Origin of the sequence: Micromonospora sp. NPDC092111 (assembly GCF_044755745.1) — a bacterium.
In the GTDB taxonomy this organism is placed as follows: domain Bacteria; phylum Actinomycetota; class Actinomycetes; order Mycobacteriales; family Micromonosporaceae; genus Micromonospora.
Map to the genome: position 1 here is coordinate 1 of NZ_JBIVRQ010000013.1, position 16,610 is coordinate 16,610.

Annotated in this window: 21 protein-coding genes; 15 read left to right on the forward strand and 6 right to left on the reverse strand. The window is 74.0% G+C overall.

From position 1 onward, the window contains the following. Positions 1-235 precede the first annotated feature (235 nt). The gene (locus tag ACIQG9_RS22635) at positions 236-1,474 is read right to left on the reverse strand and encodes a hypothetical protein (RefSeq protein ID WP_400405653.1); all 1,239 of its coding nucleotides are present in this window, start codon (positions 1,472-1,474) and stop codon (positions 236-238) included. A 41-nt stretch (positions 1,475-1,515) separates the two neighbouring features. Then, on the reverse strand, positions 1,516-2,031 hold the full coding sequence (locus ACIQG9_RS22640; RefSeq protein WP_400405656.1) for an NUDIX hydrolase: 516 nt from the start codon (positions 2,029-2,031) through the stop codon (positions 1,516-1,518). A gap of 52 nt (positions 2,032-2,083) precedes the next feature. Here ACIQG9_RS22640 and ACIQG9_RS22645 point away from each other — a divergent pair, with 52 nt between their 5' ends. Both ACIQG9_RS22645 and ACIQG9_RS22650 read left to right on the forward strand, forming a co-directional pair. After that, the gene (locus tag ACIQG9_RS22645) at positions 2,084-2,821 is read left to right on the forward strand and encodes a methyltransferase domain-containing protein (protein ID WP_400405659.1); all 738 of its coding nucleotides are present in this window, start codon (positions 2,084-2,086) and stop codon (positions 2,819-2,821) included. A 39-nt stretch (positions 2,822-2,860) separates the two neighbouring features. Further along, positions 2,861-3,355, forward strand: coding sequence for a type II toxin-antitoxin system PemK/MazF family toxin (locus tag ACIQG9_RS22650; RefSeq protein ID WP_400405661.1), 495 nt, complete (start codon positions 2,861-2,863; stop codon positions 3,353-3,355). Positions 3,356-3,500: 145 nt separating this feature from the next. Here the strand turns inward: ACIQG9_RS22650 and ACIQG9_RS22655 are convergent, their stop codons facing one another. Beyond that, positions 3,501-4,151, reverse strand: a complete 651-nt coding sequence (locus ACIQG9_RS22655; RefSeq protein ID WP_400405664.1) for a GGDEF domain-containing protein — start codon at positions 4,149-4,151, stop codon at positions 3,501-3,503. Between the two features lie 269 nt (positions 4,152-4,420). Between ACIQG9_RS22655 and ACIQG9_RS22660 the strand changes: the two genes are divergently transcribed. The 3 genes from ACIQG9_RS22660 (at position 4,421) to ACIQG9_RS22670 (ending at position 6,628) form a co-directional block, all read left to right on the forward strand. Further along, positions 4,421-4,660, forward strand: coding sequence for a DUF397 domain-containing protein (locus ACIQG9_RS22660; RefSeq protein WP_400405666.1), 240 nt, complete (start codon positions 4,421-4,423; stop codon positions 4,658-4,660). Positions 4,661-4,800: 140 nt separating this feature from the next. Further along, positions 4,801-5,682 (forward strand): helix-turn-helix domain-containing protein, encoded by an 882-nt coding sequence (locus ACIQG9_RS22665; protein WP_400406043.1) that lies wholly within the window; start codon positions 4,801-4,803, stop codon positions 5,680-5,682. Between the two features lie 97 nt (positions 5,683-5,779). After that, positions 5,780-6,628, forward strand: a complete 849-nt coding sequence (locus ACIQG9_RS22670) for an SAM-dependent methyltransferase (protein ID WP_400405669.1) — start codon at positions 5,780-5,782, stop codon at positions 6,626-6,628. Between the two features lie 21 nt (positions 6,629-6,649). Here the strand turns inward: ACIQG9_RS22670 and ACIQG9_RS22675 are convergent, their stop codons facing one another. Further along, positions 6,650-6,808 carry a winged helix-turn-helix transcriptional regulator gene (locus ACIQG9_RS22675; RefSeq protein ID WP_400405671.1) on the reverse strand — a complete coding sequence of 53 codons (159 nt, stop codon included), beginning with the start codon at positions 6,806-6,808 and terminating at the stop codon, positions 6,650-6,652. A gap of 35 nt (positions 6,809-6,843) precedes the next feature. Here ACIQG9_RS22675 and ACIQG9_RS22680 point away from each other — a divergent pair, with 35 nt between their 5' ends. From ACIQG9_RS22680 to ACIQG9_RS22695, 4 genes are all read left to right on the forward strand, one after another. Further along, a complete protein-coding gene (locus ACIQG9_RS22680) occupies positions 6,844-7,020 on the forward strand; it encodes a hypothetical protein (protein ID WP_400405674.1) in 177 nt (58 codons plus the stop codon). A gap of 43 nt (positions 7,021-7,063) precedes the next feature. After that, positions 7,064-7,234, forward strand: coding sequence for a zinc-binding dehydrogenase (locus ACIQG9_RS22685; protein WP_400405676.1), 171 nt, complete (start codon positions 7,064-7,066; stop codon positions 7,232-7,234). Positions 7,235-7,363: 129 nt separating this feature from the next. Then, positions 7,364-8,419 carry a LacI family DNA-binding transcriptional regulator gene (locus ACIQG9_RS22690; protein ID WP_400405679.1) on the forward strand — a complete coding sequence of 352 codons (1,056 nt, stop codon included), beginning with the start codon at positions 7,364-7,366 and terminating at the stop codon, positions 8,417-8,419. 2 nt (positions 8,420-8,421) lie between these two features. Beyond that, positions 8,422-8,625, forward strand: a complete 204-nt coding sequence (locus ACIQG9_RS22695; protein ID WP_400405681.1) for a hypothetical protein — start codon at positions 8,422-8,424, stop codon at positions 8,623-8,625. Positions 8,626-8,782: 157 nt separating this feature from the next. On the opposite strand, the gene ACIQG9_RS22700 is transcribed toward ACIQG9_RS22695, so the two are convergent. Continuing rightward, the gene (locus ACIQG9_RS22700) at positions 8,783-9,574 is read right to left on the reverse strand and encodes an alpha/beta fold hydrolase (RefSeq protein WP_400405684.1); all 792 of its coding nucleotides are present in this window, start codon (positions 9,572-9,574) and stop codon (positions 8,783-8,785) included. Between the two features lie 300 nt (positions 9,575-9,874). Here ACIQG9_RS22700 and ACIQG9_RS22705 point away from each other — a divergent pair, with 300 nt between their 5' ends. Further along, complete coding sequence (locus ACIQG9_RS22705) at positions 9,875-10,678, forward strand: DedA family protein (protein ID WP_400405686.1); 804 nt, start codon at positions 9,875-9,877, stop codon at positions 10,676-10,678. 53 nt (positions 10,679-10,731) lie between these two features. Here the strand turns inward: ACIQG9_RS22705 and ACIQG9_RS22710 are convergent, their stop codons facing one another. Beyond that, on the reverse strand, positions 10,732-11,583 hold the full coding sequence (locus ACIQG9_RS22710; protein WP_400405689.1) for an SDR family NAD(P)-dependent oxidoreductase: 852 nt from the start codon (positions 11,581-11,583) through the stop codon (positions 10,732-10,734). A 277-nt stretch (positions 11,584-11,860) separates the two neighbouring features. Between ACIQG9_RS22710 and ACIQG9_RS22715 the strand changes: the two genes are divergently transcribed. The 5 genes from ACIQG9_RS22715 (at position 11,861) to ACIQG9_RS22735 (ending at position 16,548) form a co-directional block, all read left to right on the forward strand. Continuing rightward, the gene (locus ACIQG9_RS22715) at positions 11,861-12,316 is read left to right on the forward strand and encodes a MarR family winged helix-turn-helix transcriptional regulator (protein ID WP_400405691.1); all 456 of its coding nucleotides are present in this window, start codon (positions 11,861-11,863) and stop codon (positions 12,314-12,316) included. A gap of 679 nt (positions 12,317-12,995) precedes the next feature. Beyond that, positions 12,996-13,589 (forward strand): hypothetical protein, encoded by a 594-nt coding sequence (locus tag ACIQG9_RS22720; protein ID WP_400405693.1) that lies wholly within the window; start codon positions 12,996-12,998, stop codon positions 13,587-13,589. 282 nt (positions 13,590-13,871) lie between these two features. Then, positions 13,872-14,834 carry a hypothetical protein gene (locus tag ACIQG9_RS22725; RefSeq protein WP_400405695.1) on the forward strand — a complete coding sequence of 321 codons (963 nt, stop codon included), beginning with the start codon at positions 13,872-13,874 and terminating at the stop codon, positions 14,832-14,834. A 56-nt stretch (positions 14,835-14,890) separates the two neighbouring features. After that, entirely contained in the window at positions 14,891-15,862 is a 972-nt protein-coding gene (locus ACIQG9_RS22730) for a pirin family protein (RefSeq protein WP_400405698.1), read from the forward strand. A gap of 20 nt (positions 15,863-15,882) precedes the next feature. Beyond that, the gene (locus tag ACIQG9_RS22735; protein WP_400405701.1) at positions 15,883-16,548 is read left to right on the forward strand and encodes a hypothetical protein; all 666 of its coding nucleotides are present in this window, start codon (positions 15,883-15,885) and stop codon (positions 16,546-16,548) included. Positions 16,549-16,610 lie beyond the last annotated feature (62 nt).

A 16,610-nucleotide genomic window follows, 5' to 3' on the forward strand; every position in this document is an offset into this window, starting at 1 on the left:
ACCGCCCTCCGCGCCATCATCGGCCAACAGGTCTCCGTCCGCTCCGCCACCACCACCCTCACCCGCCTGCTCCGGTCCGCCTCCCCTACCGGCGGGGGGGGGGGGGGGGGGGGGGGGGGGGGGGGCCCCGCCCCCCCCCCCCCCCCACGGCCCAGGACCCCGACCGCGACGGATCCCCGAGGACGTGCCGCCCCGGTGCCGCCCGTCGCGGTCGGTCCGCGTCCGGCCCGACCGGTCAGGCCGGCTCCGGCGGGTCGGCGAGGTCGCTGCCCGCCGGCTCCTCCGGCTCGGCCACCCAGGCGGAGAAGACCGGCACGCCGTGCCACGGCCCGGTGCCACCGTCGCGGTGGTCGGTGGCCACCGCGACCACCGCGTACGGGTGTCCGAAGCGCAGCGCGGCGGTCCGGCGGATCCCCTCCGGCGGGAGACTGGCCAGGGCGAACGCCCCGGTCACCGCAGCCGCCTCGAAGCCGTACCGGCCGTAGCGGGCCACCGCCGCCTGCCGCGCCTCGACCCCCAGCTCCGCCGCGCCGAGCAGCGCGCCCAGCGCCCGGGAGACCGCCGGGAAGCCCAGCCCGGGGGCGGTCAGATCGTGTTCGTCCCGCGCCGACCAGCAGGGCAGCACGGCGTGGTGCCGCTCCTCCCGGCCGTCCCGGGCGTGGGTGGGTACCCGTTCCTCGCGCAGCGTCCACAGCGGTCCGTCGCCCAGTGGCAGGTCGAACAGCGACCGCCGGGCCGGCTCGCCGTCCACCGCCGTGCCGGCCAGCTCGTATCCGGCGGCGAGCACGTCGGCCGGCCGGACCCCGGGGTCGGCGGCGACCGAGACCACCAGCAGCCCGGCACCGTCGCGCTCCACCGCCGGTGCGGCGTGCACGGCGACGTCGCCGGCCGACCCGGTCGAGGCGATCCAGGCCCGGTGCCCGTGCTCCGGGGTGCGCAACGCCCGGCTCAGCCGCCCGGCCCAGGCGCTGTCCGCGCCGAGCGCCGCGCCGGGCACCAGGTCGAACGGGTCGGCCCAGGAGATCCGGGTGGCCAGGGCGCTGGCCAGCGCCAGCACCACCCGGGGGGAGACGGTCAGCGGGAACCGGTCGATCAGCCCGAGGCTGTGTTCCCGCGCCCAGGCGTCCAGGCCCGCCTGGTCGGGCAGCGGTCCGGCCGCGGTGCTCCGGGGCAGGGTGTCCCGCCAGCCGGCCAGCTTCCCGGTGTCGTCGCCGGGGCGGTGCCAGCAGGCGGTGGCCGTGGGCACCAGCGGGTGCGGCCGGTCCAGCAGCGCGGCGGCGGTCGCGGCGGCGGCGTCCGGGTCGGTGCCGAGGACGTCGTCGAACTCCGCCCGGACCGGACCGGTCGCGGCCGGCGCGGCGAGCGCGAGCAGCAGCCAGGCACCGAGCGGGGAGGCGACGTGGTGCCGGTCGCCGATGTCGGCGTGCATCCGGGCGGCGTACCGGGCCAGCGGGGCGTGCGGGATCGTCGTCATGCCTTCCACTGTGCCCACCGTCGGTGCCGTCGGCACCCCGATCAGGACCAGAGTTCGAACGGTTCGTCGATGTCCTCGCCGGCCAGGAAGCCGGTGAGCAGCTCGGGCAGCCGGCCCGGGTAGAAACGTTCGGTGCTGGCGACGATCTCCCCGACCGACCACCAGCGGAATCCGAAGTAGTCCTCCACCTCGTAGTCGAGCCGGTCGGCGCCGTCGACGTCCGGTGCGGCGGCGTCGAGCCGTACCGTCATCACCACCTCGTCCTGGACGTGCCGCAACCGGCGGTGGATGAAGCTGGCCCGTCGCCGCCAGGACGCCGGGCCGAGCTGCCCGGCGGTGACCACGAAGCCGGTCTCCTCGCGCAGCTCGCGCAGCGCGGTCTGGACGTGGGTCTCGCCGGGGTCGACGCCGCCGCCGGGTAGCTCCCACCAGGTGCCCAGCCGGGGATGCTCGGGGTCGCGGGTGTGGAACAGCAGGATCCGGTCGTCCCGGTCGCGTACCACCAGCCGGACGGCGGTGCGTTCGATCACCGGCAGGTCCCGGGGCAGCTCGCTCATGGGTCTCCCTTGACGGGCACCGTCCGGTCGGTGACGGTGCGACGATGTGGTCGTGACGGAGATCTTCGGTGCGGTGGCGGCCGACTACGACGCGGCCCGGCCGGGTTACCCGGTCGCGCTCGCCGAGGCCATCCTCGCCTACCACGGCGGGCCGCCGGCCCGGCTGGTCGAGGTCGGCGCGGGCACCGGGCTGGCCACCGGCCTGCTGGCCGGCCTGGGCACCCGGCTGACCTGCGTCGAGCCGGACGCGCGGATGGCGGCGGTGCTGGCCGCCCGGTTCCCCGAGGCCGAGGTGGTGGTGGCCCGGTTCGAGGAGTGGACGGCCCCGCCCGCCGGGGTGCCGATGCTGGCCTGCGCGTTGGCCTGGCACTGGCTCGACCCGGCGACCCGCAACCGGGGCGCCCACGACGCGCTCGTCCCCGGTGGCACCCTGGCCGTCTTCGCCCACCGCTACGACTACGTCGACCCGGCGCAGGCGACGGCGATCCGGGCGGCGTTCGAGTCGGTCGACCCGGTGCCGCACCACGACCCGCCGGAGGACTGGTTCCACGCCGACATCGCCGGCAGTGGGCTCTTCGCCGACGTCCGGTCGGTGCCCTTCCGCCGGGCGGTGCCGTTGACCACGGCGGCGTACCAACGGCTGGTCGGCACCTTCTCGCCGCAGCTACGACGTCCGCCGGAGCTGCGGGAACGGGTGCTCGCGGCGATCGGCGCCGCCGTCGACGGCTTCGGCGGGACGGTCACCCTGGACCTGCGTACGACGCTGGTCCTGGCCCGCCGGCCGGACTGACCGGGCGGGTCGGCGTGCGGTGGCGGTAGGCTGCCCGGCGTGGCAGGTCTGTTGAGGAACGTGGCGGCCCGACTCGGCCGGGTCACCGGCGTGGTCGGCACCCAGCGTGGCACCGCCGGGCCGGTCCCGGCCCAGCCCGCCCGGCGGCGGCAGGTCAGCGCCCTGCAACGCCGGGAGTTGTCGTACGCGCCGGAGCCCGACGGTCAGGCCGACCCGGGGGAGATCGTCTGGACCTGGGTGCCGTACGAGGACGACCCCCGGCAGGGCAAGGATCGTCCGGTGCTGGTGGTGGGCCGGGCCAGCCGTACCCTGTTCGGGTTGATGCTCTCCAGCCAGAGCGAGCGCGACGGCCAGCGGCACTGGCTGGCGCTGGGCCCGGGCGACTGGGACCGTGACGCCCGCCCGAGCTGGGTACGCCTGGACCGGGTGCTCACCATGCGGGAGGACAGCATCCGGCGGGAGGGCGCGGTGCTCGACCGGGGTCGCTTCGACCGGGTCGGCCAGGCGCTGCGCGCCGGCTACGGCTGGCGCTGACCGCACGGGTCACGCCCGGGGCGACGGCGGGGTCCAGCCCGTCCGTCGGCGCGTCCAGCACCGCGAGACCCCGTCGGCGCGTCTTTTCGCCGCCCGGCCGGGTCGGCTCACTGACCCGGCCCGGGTCGGCAGCCGGTGAGCCGGTTCAGCACTCGGCGAGCCGGGCCGCGTCGAGGAGTTGCCGGGGCGAGCTGCTGCCGGTGACGCCCTTCGCCCGGTACATCGCGGCGTCCGCCCGGCACAGCGCGTCGGCCAGTTGGGTGGGGCCGGTGACCGGGGCGAGACCGACCGAGGCGGTGACCCGGACGGTGCACCCGGTCAGCGCGATGGGGGCGGCCAGCGCCTCGCCGAGCCGGCGGGTGGCGTGGTCGATCCACCGCCGGTCCACCGACGGACTGGCGAGCAGGCCGGCGAACTCGTCGCCGCCGAGCCGGGCCACCAGGTTGTCCCCGGCGAAGGCGGCCAGTCGCTGGGCCACGCAGATCAGCACCTGGTCGCCGGCGGCGTGCCCGTAGCGGTCATTGACCAGCTTGAAGTCGTTGAGGTCGAGGACCACCGCGATCAGCGGCTGCCCGCCGGCATCGGTGAGCAGGGCGGCGGCCAGCCGGTAGAAGGCCCGGCGGTTGGGCAGCCCGGTGAGCGGGTCGTGGCTGGCGGCGTGCCGCTCGGCGGCCAGTTCGGCCTGGAGCTGCTCGATCTCCGCCTCGGCGCGCAGGGCGCGGCGGCGTAGCTGCCACACCGACACCAGTGCCCCTGCCGCGGAGACGCCGGACGCCACAGTCAACGGATCCGGCACGAGCCCTCCCTCGCGGTGTCGGCGCACGACCCGGACGGCGTCGGCGGATGCGCCGGGCCGGGTCGTCATTCACCCAGGTGACAGCCCGGGTGGGGTAACCCAAAGTGAACGGATAAGTACCGTGCACGTGCGTTATCATGCTCGCTGTCCGATGCAGATGCAATAGCAGATGCACGTGCAGCACGGCCGGATCCGGTGTCGCGAAACCCCTCTCGCCGCCGCACCCTCCACTCGCGACAGTGGATCCGCTCCTCACAGAAAGACGCCCCATGCACCAGCCTGAGAACGGCGTTCCCACCACCCAACTGCCCACGCTGAGGTGGGAGAAGAGTCGGCGGAGCAACCCCAGCGGCAACTGTGTCGAGTTGGCGGAGCTTCCCGGCGGGGCCGGCATCGCGATGCGCAACTCGCGCCACCCCGAGGGTCCGGCCCTGATCTACACGGTGGACGAGATCGCGGCGTTCGTCCTCGGGGCACGGGACGGCGACTTCGACCATCTGATCAACTAGATGCGGTCGATCCCGTACACGGGACCGATCGGCCGTCCGGGGGAGTTCACCTCACCGACGGTCCATGGCATGCTTACTCGTCGGTCGGGCGGGGGGCCTGCGACCGGCATCGGCATGCGGCGGAAGGCGGGCACGTGACGATGGTTACCGCCGAGGGGGGACCGGCCACCGGTCCCACCGTGCTGCGCATGCTGCTCGGGGCGCAGCTTCGTCGGCTGCGGGAGGCCAGCGGTGTCACGCGGGAGGGCGCCGGCTGGGAGATCCGATCCTCGGAGTCGAAGATCAGCCGGATGGAGCTGGGCCGGGTCGGCTTCAAGGAACGCGACGTCGCCGATCTGCTCACCCTCTACGGCGTCACCGCCGCCGACGAGCGCGCGGCGTTGCTCAAGCTGGCCCGCGACGCCAACAGCCCCGGCTGGTGGCATCGCTACGGCGACGTGCTGCCCAGTTGGTTCCAGTCCTACCTGGGTCTGGAGGCCGCCGCCGCGTTGATCCGCAGCTACGAGGTGCAGTTCGTCCCCGGCCTGCTCCAGACCCGGGAGTACGCCCGCGCGGTGGTCGTGCTCGGGCACCGGGGAGCCCCGGCGGAGGAGCTCGACCGGCGGGTGGAGCTGCGCATGCAGCGCCAGCAGTTGCTGCACCGCGCCGATCCGCCGCAGCTCTGGGCGGTGGTCGACGAGGCCGCCCTGCGCCGGCCGATCGGCGGTCCCGAGGTGATGCGGGGGCAGTTGACCGCGCTGATCGCGGCGACCCGCTCGCCGCACGTCCGGTTGCAGATCATCCCGTTCGACGCCGGTGGCCACGCCGCGGCCGGCGGCGCGTTCACCATCCTGCGCTTCGGCGACGACGACCTGCCGGACATCGTCTACATCGAGCAGCTCACCAGCGCCCTCTACCTGGACAAGCGCGAGGATCTCGACTACTACGCGGTGGCGATGGAACGGCTCTGTGTCGAGGCCGCCCCGCCGGAACGCACCCCGGAGATCCTCACCCGGTTGCGCGACGAGTTCTACCCACAGTGACGGCCGCCCGGCTCGCCGGTCCTGCCCCGGCGGGCTCTACCATGGTCACGACCGGAGACAGTGGACGGACGCCATCGGCGGTTGATGGCGCAGAGTCATGGAGGCGACTGTGACCACCGATGCCCCGAGGGGCACCATCCACCCCAGCGACCGCATCGACACCTCGGTCGCGCATCCGGCCCGCCGCTACAACTACTGGCTCGGCGGCAAGGACAACTTCCAGGCCGACCGGGAGTCCGGCGACGCGATGGCGATGGCCTTCCCGACCATCCGCACCGCCGCGCTGGAGAACCGGCGCTTCCTCCAGCGCGCGGTCGCCCAGCTCGCCCGTGAGGCCGGCATCCGGCAGTTCCTCGACATCGGCACCGGCATCCCGACGGCGAACAACACCCACGAGGTGGCCCAGACCGTGGCCCCGCAGTCCCGGGTGGTCTACGTCGACAACGACCCGATCGTGCTGGCCCACGCCCGGGCGCTGCTGACCAGTTCGGACGAGGGCGCCACCGCCTACATCGACGCCGACCTGCGCGACCCGGAGAAGATCCTGCACCACCCCGACCTGCGGCGCACCATCGACCTGTCGCAGCCGGTGGCGCTGATGCTGGTGGCCATCCTGCACTTCGTACCGGATTCCGACGACCCGTACGCTGTGGTCCGCCGGCTGCTGGCCGAGCTGCCGCCGGGCAGTTACCTGGCCGCCTCGCACGCCACCTACGACTACCTGCCGGCCGAGGTGGCCGAGGGGGCCAGGGCGGCGAGCCGGGGCGGCGAGCACGGCGTGATCAGCCTGCGCGGCCGGGACGACTTCGTCCGTTTCTTCGACGGCCTGGAGCTGGTCGAACCCGGGATCACCTCGGTGGCCGAGTGGCGGGCCGGCGCCGAGCCGCAGCCGCGCCCCACGGCGGCCGAGGTGAGCATGTACGGCGGGGTGGCCCGCAAGCGCTGACCGCGCCCGGGGCCGCCCGGTTCAGGCCGCCGGCCCGCTGTCGTCGTAGCGGGCGCGGGCGGCGTACACCTGCTCGATGTGCGTCTCGGCCCAGGTCTTGATGGCCCGTTGCACGGGCAGCAGGCTCTCGCCCAGCGGGGTGAGCGTGTAGTCCACCCGGACCGGCACCGACGCCGTCACTCCCGGTGCAGGGTAGCGCTCCTAGCGTCGACGGCATGAGAGCTGTGATCGTCCGCCGGTTCGCCGTGGGTGACCCGGTGATCGGGCTGCGGGACGTGCTCTCCGCCCCCGGCGCGCAGGCCGAACAGGTGGTGCTCGGCGAGGACGCGGTGCGCCCGCGCCGCGTACGGTCTCCCCGGTGCTGGCGGCGACCCTGCCGATGGCCGCGCTGACCGCCGACCGTTCGTTGGCCCTGACCGGGGCACCCGGGTGGTCGTGCAGGAGGTGTACGCGGACGGTCCCCGGCTGGCCGAGCTGGCGGCGTTGGTCGACGCCGGGCGGTTGACCCCGGAGGTGGCCGACACGCTGCCCCTGGAGGAGGTCGCCCGGGCCCACGAGCGGCTGGCCGCCGGTGGGGTACGGGGCCGGCTGGTGCTGGTGCCCTGACCGGGCTGCCCGAGCGGGCCGGCGGGCCGGTCGCCCGTCGGCCCGGGACGGGGTCGGGCATTGACGGTCCCGGCGTGGCCCGATAATCTCTGGATCGATACAGACTGAATCGATCCAGAGGAGGTGCGGGTGAGCCCCAAACCGACCCTGCAGGACGTGGCGAGCGCCGTGGGCGTCTCCCGGAGCACCGTCTCCAACGCCTACAGCCGCCCCGACCAGCTCTCCAGCGCACTGCGGGCCCGCATCTTCGAGGCGGCCCGGCAGCTCGACTACCCCGGGCCCGATCCGACCGCCCGCTCGCTGCGCCGGGGCTTCGTCGGCACGACCGGGGTGCTGTTCACCTCCAAGCTGTCGTACGCCTTCACCGACCCGTTCGCGGTGCGGTTCCTGGCCGGCGTCGCCAGCGCGGCCGAGAAACGCGGCACCAGCCTGCTGCTCGTCCCGCTGCCGGCCGAGACCGCGCAGGCCCGCAGCGCGGTGGAGAACGCCTCGGTCGACGGTTTCTGCGTCTACTGCGCTCCCGAAGAGTCCTGGGTGCTCGACATCATCCGCCGCCGGGGGCTGCCCTTCGTCACCACCGCCCCCCGTCCCGACGCCGGCGACGACCGGTACGTCGGCATCGACGAACGGGCCGCGGCCCGGTCCGTCGCCGACCACGTGGCCGGTCTCGGCCACCGCCGGGTGGCCCTGCTGGGCGAGAGCACGCTGCCCGACGCCCCGCCCGGCCCGCTGCGGCTGGCCGGGCCCGGCGACGCCCCGCACCCGACCACCCGGGGACGGCTGACCGGGTTCGCCGACGCGTTGGCGGCCGTCGGAGTCGGCTGGACCGACATCACGGTGCTCAACGCCACCGGCAACAGCCGCGCCGCCGCCGCCGCGGCCGTAGCCGGCGTGTTCACCGGCGACGACCCGCCCACGGCCGTGCTGGCGTGCTCCGACGTGCTCGCCCTCGGCGTCCTCGACACGCTCGGCGGCCGGGCCGCGGAGGTCTCCGTCACCGGCTTCGATGACGTCGCCGACGCCGCCGTCGCCGGCCTCACCACCGTCCGGCAACCGGCCGAGGAAAAGGGCCGGATCGCCACCGAGTTGCTGCTCGACCCGCCGGCCGACGCCGCCGCCGGGCACGTGCTGCTCCCCACCGAACTCGTCGTGCGTACCTCCACCCGCCCCCTCCAGAGGAGTTGACCATGGAACAGCCCACCGGCTTCATGCTGGCCCTCGACGCGGTCCACCACCACGTCAACTCGGCCCGGCCCGATGCCCCGATCCGCCCCGACCGGGTCCGGCGCCCCCGCCTGGCCCCCACCCGGCTCGCCACCGCCGGGGTGCTGCGCCGGCTCGCCGACCTGATGGAACCGGCTCCCGTGTCGGCGCCGGCCTGCCGCCCCTGACCGCCCGTCCACCCGGGTGCCGGGCCGACCGGGCTGCCGGGCTGCCGGGCCGACCGGGCCGGAGGGCCGGACGCCGGGCCGGGCGATCCACCGCCGGAGCCGCCGGGCGCTGTCGTCGATCCACCGGGCCGGGCCGCCCGCCGGTCCGGCCCGGTGGTCAGCCGTCCCGCCGGTCGGTGAGGAACCCGGCCAGCACCGGTGCCAGCTCCTCGACGGTGACCTGGTGCCAGTCGCCGGCCAGGCTGAGATGCCGTCCGTCCGGCAGCGCCCCGGCGACACCGCGCGCCCAGCCGCGCAGCCGGGCGTCACTGTTCGCACTCTGCGCCACCAGCGTCGGTACGGTGACCGTGGCCAACTCGGCGGGGGAGAGCGCCCGGGTGAGGGCCAGGTCGTGGACCAGGGTGTGTGCCGACGACTCCAGCGCCGGCCAGAACGGGCTGTGTCGCAGGCCGGCGGTCAGCTCCTCCGGCACCCCGATGCGGGACTGGAACAGGGCCACCGCGTCGCCCCGCCGGCCGGCGGCGACCAGCGCGGCCACCTCGGCGGCGAGGCCGGGGTCCGGATCGGGTTCGCCGGTCAGGTCCAGCGGCGCCAACCGGGTCACCGGCACCCCGCGCGCCGCCGCGAGCAGGGCCAGCACCGCGCCGGAGGAGAACCCGTACAGGCCGGCCGCGCCGCCGGCCACGGCGACCAGGGCGCGCAGGTCGTCCACCTCCCGGTCCACCGTGTACGGCGCGGTGTCGGTGCTGGCCCCCCGCCCGCGCCGGTCGAAGCAGATCACCGTGCACGTCGGTGCCAGCAGCGCGGCCAGCGACCGCATCGGTCCGAAGTCGCGGAAGCCGCCCGCCGCATCCACCAGGATCACCGCAGGGCCGTCGCCGCTGCGCTCGTACGCGATCGTGGTGCCGTCGGCGGATCGGACCGTGCCCTCGGTCGGCGCGTCACCCATCATGCCCACCCCTCCGTGCGGGCCCGGCGGCCCGCTCTCCGACAGAGACCGTCCCGGGACGTCCTACTCGTCGCTCCCGGCGCGAAGCCGATCGGTCCAGCGTGGCCCGACCGATCTCGCCCGGTGGGTACGGCTCGCCGGCCCGCCCGGCCTCCCCGGCGACGACCGGGACGTCATGGTCCACCCCTGCGTGCCGCTGGTGCTGGCGGCCGGGTCGTTGGTGGTGGGCGGGTCCCCGTTCTGGGCCGGAGTGGGCACCGTTGCGTGGTCGATCCGCCGACCGCCTCGTAACTTTGTCGCATGATCCCACGCACTCTGGCGCTCAACTCCCGCGCGGTCGTGTCCGCTTCCGAGCCCTCGTCGGAAGGCCCGGTCGGATTCGTCACCGGTCTGGTGGAGCGGCTCGGAGGGCCGGGCGCGGGGCTGGCCGTGGCGCTGGAGAACCTGTTCCCACCGATCCCCAGCGAGGTGATCCTGCCGTTGGCCGGCTTCGCCGCCGCCCAGGGTCGGATGAGCCTGGTCGGTGCCATCCTCTGGACCACGCTCGGCTCCGTGGTCGGCGCCTGGGTGCTCTACGGCATCGGCGCCGCGCTGGGCCGCGACCGGATGCGCGCCATCGCGGCCCGGCTGCCGTTGGTGAAGCTCAGCGACGTCGACCGCACCGAGGCGTGGTTCCTCAAGCACGGCGTCAAGGCGGTGTTCTTCGGCCGGATGATCCCGATCTTCCGCAGCCTGATCTCCATCCCGGCCGGCGTGGAGCGGATGCCGATCACCACCTTCCTGCTCTTCACCACACTGGGCAGCCTGATCTGGAACACCACCTTCGTGATGGCCGGCTACCTCCTCGGCGAGAACTGGCACGTCGTCGAGTCGTACGTCGGGTCGTTCCAGAAGCTGGTCATCGTCGTCTGCGTGGCGGTCGCCGGCTGGTTCGTGGTCAACCGGGTACGCCGGGCCCGCGCCGCCTCCTCGGCCGCCCGCGCCGACGCCTCCGGTGACGCCCCGGCCGGCGATCCGCCCGGCCCGGTGGGCACCGGGGACGGCGGCCCGGCGTACCGGGGGACCGTCTACCGGGGCGGCTCGTGGGGACGCGACACCGACTGACGCCGTCCCGCCGGACGGCACCACCGGTGGCTCGGGTGTGTCGTCCCCGACGTTCAGCTCGCTGCCGGCTGGAGGAGTTCCTGGGTTTCGCGCCAGAGCCTGGCCTGCAGGGTCGGGTCGTTCCCGGGTGGCGTGGGCTGGATCTGGCGGGTGCCGCGGACGGTGTAGTAGCCGCCGGTGCGGGCGGCGAACTCGGGGTCGGAGGCGAGGGCGACGATGAGGCCGGCGCCGCGCGCGGGGTTGCCGATCCTGAGCCGGGTGAGGATCTTCTCCAGGCTGGCGGCGATGCGGAGTTCGCGGCCGAGGCCGGTGGTGTTGAAGCCGGGGTTGAGGCAGTTCGCCGTGATGGTGGTGCCGGCCAGGCGGCGGGCGAGCTCCATCGTGAACATGATGTCGAGCAGTTTGGTCCTGCCGTAGTGCTCGGCTGATCCGCGTGCGGTGAACGGAGCCGCCTCGGTGAGGTCCTGCGGGAGTCGCAGGGTTCCGTGACGGCGGGACGCTTCGGAGGCGACGTTGACGATCCGCGCGGCGGGCGCCTGGTGCAGGGCCGGCAGCAGTGCCTGGGTCAGCAGCCAGGGGGCGAGATAGTTGACGGCGACCATCTCGGGATACCCGTCGGGGGTGGTGCGTTGCGCGAAGGCGTGGATGCCGGCGTTGTTGACCAGGACGTCGATGCGTTCGTAGCGGTTGGCGATCTCGTGGCCGATGCGTCGCACGTTGTCGAGTCGGGTGAAATCGCCGAGGAACACGTCTGTACGGTGGGCGCCGATCTCCCGGCGGACCTGCTCGGCCTTTTCGGGGCTGCGGGCGGTGATCGCGATACGGGCGCCGCGTCGCGCGAGTTCGATGGCGGCGAGGCGGCCGAGTCCGTTGGTGGCGCCGGTGATGACGATCGTGGGTTTCACGAGGCCCTTCTTCCAGGGGTTGCGGGCCGGGGACGTTTGGCGACGGACCGGCGTGGGATGTCGTGCCGTGGCGGGTGGGCGCTGGCCGCAGGACGGGCGAGATAGGCGGGCGCGCCGAGCGCGGCCTCGGTGACAAGCAGTGCAAACCCGATGCGGGTCAGCGGTGAGTGGCGAGGACGCGCCGGGGAGACGGCCGCCGAGGCGTTCGCGGGGCCGACCCCTCGCGGCGCGTAGATGGTTTGTATATGCCCACTACCGTAGCCAGTATGATGGGCATATGCAAACTATCCCGCCGTCCGGTGACGAAGGTCGGCACGAGATCGAGTTGGCTCTAGGTGAGCGGATCAACGCGCTGATCAGCGCGACCCGGGCGTTGAGCGAGCGCAGCGCCGTGCACTTCCACCCGCAACTGCAACCGGCCGCGTTCCACATCGCGCGCTGGCTGTACGCCTTCGGGCCGGCGCGGCCCAGCGAGATCGCCGAGGCCGTCGGGATGGACCGCAGCTCCACCAGCACCCTGGTCGGCAAGATGCGATCCCTCGGCCTGCTCGACAGTGTGCCGGCACCGGACGACCGGCGCAGCATCATCGTCGAGTTGAGTTCAAGCGGCCGGCAACGGGTCGCGGCGACGCTCGAGGGGCGCGGCAGGGAGTTCTACGCCCGCACGCGGGACTGGTCGACGCAGGACCTCGCCCGACTCGTCGAACTTCTCGGGCGCCTCACGTCCGAATGACCATCGAGATGTCAGCGGGGCTGCGGGGCCGTAGAAGACCCACCCGATCCCGATCCCGATCCCGATGTCCGTGTCCGTTCCAACGGGCGACGGATGACCGCACGGACCGACCGGCGCGGCGAGCCCCCGGACTCCGGATGGCGACGGGCACTGGATGGCGACGGCACCGGTATGCCACTCCGGCATAAATATGACACAGCGGTATATCCGCTTCGAGCGTAGTCGCCACCTGCGTGCGGCTGACTCAGCGCGAGGATCCATCGAGGGATGTGGAGCCCTCCGTACTCGCGGCGAGGCGTGCCGGAATGTCCGGTGTCGGGCGCGCCGCGCGGGGTTCCGGGTGACCGGCGGCACGCTGGCGGTGGAATGGTGGCGGGCCCCCGGTGGTTACACCTCGGTACGACCGCAGCAGCGGCCCCGGGCCGGCGGGAATGTCGGTGGCTGGCGGGTCGTTGTGCATGGTCCCGGCAAGGCGAGCCCCCGCTCGCCGTGTGCCCCCCAGCGAGCCCGCTGGTGCGTGTGGTCCCCAGCCGGTGATCTTCTGAGTCTTTTCCCCGTGTTGTTTCCTGAGTGCCCTGTTGTGGTGCTTACGCCCCTGGTGCCCGGCCCCCTCTTTCCTGTCGGGCACTGTCGGCCTTCGGGCCGGTGGTGGGTGTCGTCCCCTGTGAAGGAGCCCTCGATGAACACGACGATTCTGCGTAAGAGTGTGCTCGGTATTGCTGGTCTGGCTTTCGCTGGTGGTCTCGCCGCCGGTCCGCTGAACCACACCACCACCGCGCCCGTGGTCGATGCCAAGCCTGTCGCCGTGGCGGTGCAGGCCGACAAGCCCGACGCCGCGAAGTTGGTCCCGCATGGCACGCAGGGTGCCCAGTCGCGGATCGACCTGAACGACGAGCAGACCGCGAACGTGAAGGCGATCGTCGCCGCGACGAAGAAGTCGGGCCTGGACGAGCGGGCCGCGGTGATCTCTGTCGGCACCGCCTTGCAGGAGTCGAAGTTGGAGAACCTGGGTCACCTCGGTGACCGTAACGACCACGACTCGCTGGGTCTGTTCCAGCAGCGCCCCTCCTCCGGCTGGGGCACCCCGGAACAGATCACCGACCCGATCTACTCGACCATGGCATTCCAGAAGGGTCTGAAGCAGGTCGACGGTTGGCGGGACATGCCGTTGACCGAGGCCGCCCAGACGGTGCAGGTGTCGGCGTACCCGGACGCGTACGCGCAGTGGGAGCAGCAGGCCGCCGACCTCGTCGCCGAGCACTGGAACGGCTGACCCACCGCACCACCGACCTGTCACACCGTCATGCTGGCCGGCACCCCACGGGGGTGCCGGCCGCTGGCGTCTCCCCACTCCGCAGGCCGCGCCACCGCCCCAGGGCAGAAGTTGGCCGCAGCCGAGCCACCGCCGAGGGCGGAAGCTGGCCGCGAAGGCCCAGGGCGGAAGCTGGCCGCGTAGCCCAGGGCAGGGCGCCGGGCAAGGGTGCCGGCGGGCGGAGTGATCCGATCCGGCCTCGGGTACGTACCGCTGTGCGGGGGACTGTGGAAGGGGAGCACGATGGCGGAGCCGGACCAGGAGCACCGTCCGACGACCGGGGAGCAGCGACCGGCCTTCGTGCCGATCGTCGAGGTGACCGGGGAGCCGGCCCCGCCCGCGCCACGGCCGGTGGTCGAGGTGACCGGGGAGCCGGCTGGCGGTACGCCGTACCGGTCGTCGTGGCCGCGTGGGGCCCGCCCGCTGGCCGCCGCCGCGGTGCTGGTGGTCGCGCTCGGTGCGATCGCGGTGGTCGTGACCATGGCGAACCCGGACCGGTTGGGGCTGGTTTTCTCCGGTGGCCGGGGCGGGGTGCCGCCGGTGACGGTGGCCGCCGAGCCGGGTGCCGCCGAGCCGGGTGCCGCCGAGGTCGCCGCCGGGCAGCCCGCGACCGCGCCGGTCGGTGGGTTGCGGCGGGCCACCTTCGAGTTGATGGACGGGGTGACCTCGTTCCGGCTGGGCACCGAGGATCTCGGCGACGAGTTGTACCGGATCAGCAGCCCGGCCGACGCCGGTGTGGTGCCCCGTCCGGAGGTGCTCGGCGATCGGGTGCAGCTCCGCGTGGTGCGGGGCGACAAGGCGGGCCGGAACGCCGTCGACGTGCTGCTCAACTCGCGACTGCCCTGGCGGCTGCGTCTGGTCGGCGGGGTCAGCGAGCATGTCCTCGACCTCACCCACGGGCGTCTGGCCGGGGTGGAACTGGTGGGCGGTGCGGCCCGGGTGGGCCTGCGGCTGCCGTCGACGTCCGGCACCCTCACCGTCCGGATGACCGGTGGCGTCAACCAGTTCACCGTACGGGCTCCGGGTGCCCCACCGGTACGGGTCCGGGCCGGCTCCGGCGCGGGCAGCGTCGTGCTGTACGACGACCGGCACACCGGTATCGCCGCCGGGGCGACGCTCAGCTCGCCGAACTGGGACCGGTCCGTCGACCGCGTCTACCTCGACCTCGTCGCCGGCGCCGGCACGGTCACCGTCGCGGAAAGCTGAGTCTCACCGTCGCCGAGGGCTGAGTCCGTGGCACCGCGCCGGCATAGAGTCGAGCGGTGGACCGTACCGAATCGTTGCCGGCACAGACCCGACCGCCCGGCGTCGTCCCCGTGGATCCGGGCAGTGTGCTGCTGCCCGGACATGACGTGCCGTTGGGCCGCTACACGACGGTGCGCCGGCTGCTGCCGCAGCGCCCCCGGCGGATGGTCGGGGCCTGGTGCTTCGTGGACCACTTCGGCCCGGACGACGTCGCCGGGCGGCCGGGCATGGAGGTGCCGCCGCACCCGCACACCGGGCTGCAGACGGTCACCTGGCTGCTCGACGGCGAGATCGTGCACCGGGACAGCCTGGGCAACGTCCAGCCGATCCGGCCGGGCCAGCTCAACGTGATGACCTCCGGGCACGGCATCGCCCACTCCGAGCGGTCGCCCGCGACGCACCCGCCGCTGATGCACGGCGTGCAGCTCTGGGTGGCGCTGCCCGACCCGGCGCGGGCCGGCGCGGCGGACTTCGCCCACCACGCCGAACTGCCCCGCTGGCGCGACGGCGACTGGGACCACACCCTGCTCGTCGGTGAGCTGGGCGGCGAACGGTCCCCGGCCGTGTCGCATACCCCGCTGCTCGGTGCGCAGCTCGAGGCGCGCGGGCCGGCGCCGGTGACGCTGCCGCTGCGGCCCGACTTCGAGTACGCCCTGCTGGCGATGTCCGGCCAGGCTCGGGTGGACGCGCTGTCGCTGGAACCCGGCGCGCTGCTGTACCTGGGTGACGGTCGGGACCGGCTGGAACTGGCCGCCGCTGCGGGCACCCGGCTGATGCTGCTCGGCGGCGAGCCGTTCGACGAGCCCCTGGTCATGTGGTGGAACTTCGTCGGCCGCTCGCACGAGGAGGTGGCCGCCGCCCGGGAGGACTGGATGGCGGGCCGCCGGTTCGGGACGGTCGCCGACGACGCGGCACCACCGCTGCCCGCGCCGGCGATGCCGACCACCCGGTTGAAGGCCCGGGACCGGCGGGGCGGCCTAACCGGTTGAGCGGCGGGTAGTCGCGGGGCATGACCCGTAGTGTGATCTCCCGTACCGAGGACCGGAAACGTCTGGCCCGCCGGCTCGCCGGCGACGGGCGCGGCTTCGCCGAGCAGTACGGCTTCCGGGTGACCAACAATCCGTCGAGCCTGTTCCAGTTGCTCTGCCTGGCGGTGCTGCTGGCCCGGCGGGGCGACTACCGGCGGGCCCTGGACAGCGCGCACGCGCTGCCGGCGCAGGGATGGGACAGCGCGGCGCGGCTGGCCCGGTCACTGCACGCCGACCGGGTACGGGTGCTGCGGGAGGCCGGCCAGCGTGGCGACGTGGACGCGCTCGCCGACCTGCTGGGCGACCTGGCCCGTACGGTGGTGGACCGGTACCGGGGCGACCTGCGCCGGTTGCGGGCGACCGCCGGCCACGACCCGGCTCGGGAGCGGACGCTGCTCACCGCGCTGCCCGGGGTGGACGACCAGGTGGCCGACCTGTTCCTGCGGGAGACCCAGGCGTTGTGGCGGGAGGTGGCGCCGGTCGCCGACCGGCGGGCGCTGGCAGCGGCCCGCCGGCTCGGACTGGGACGCTCCGCCGAGGACCTGGCCGCGCTGGCCGGTGGGGGCGAGTCGGAGCGGCTGGCCTGGCTGGTCGGCGCACTGGCCCGGGTGGACCTGGAGCAGCGGTACGCCGAGGTGACCACCTGACGCGCCGTGTGCTGGCCCACAGTATCCCGGAAAATCGTCCGTACGGGTGATGGCGCGTCGTA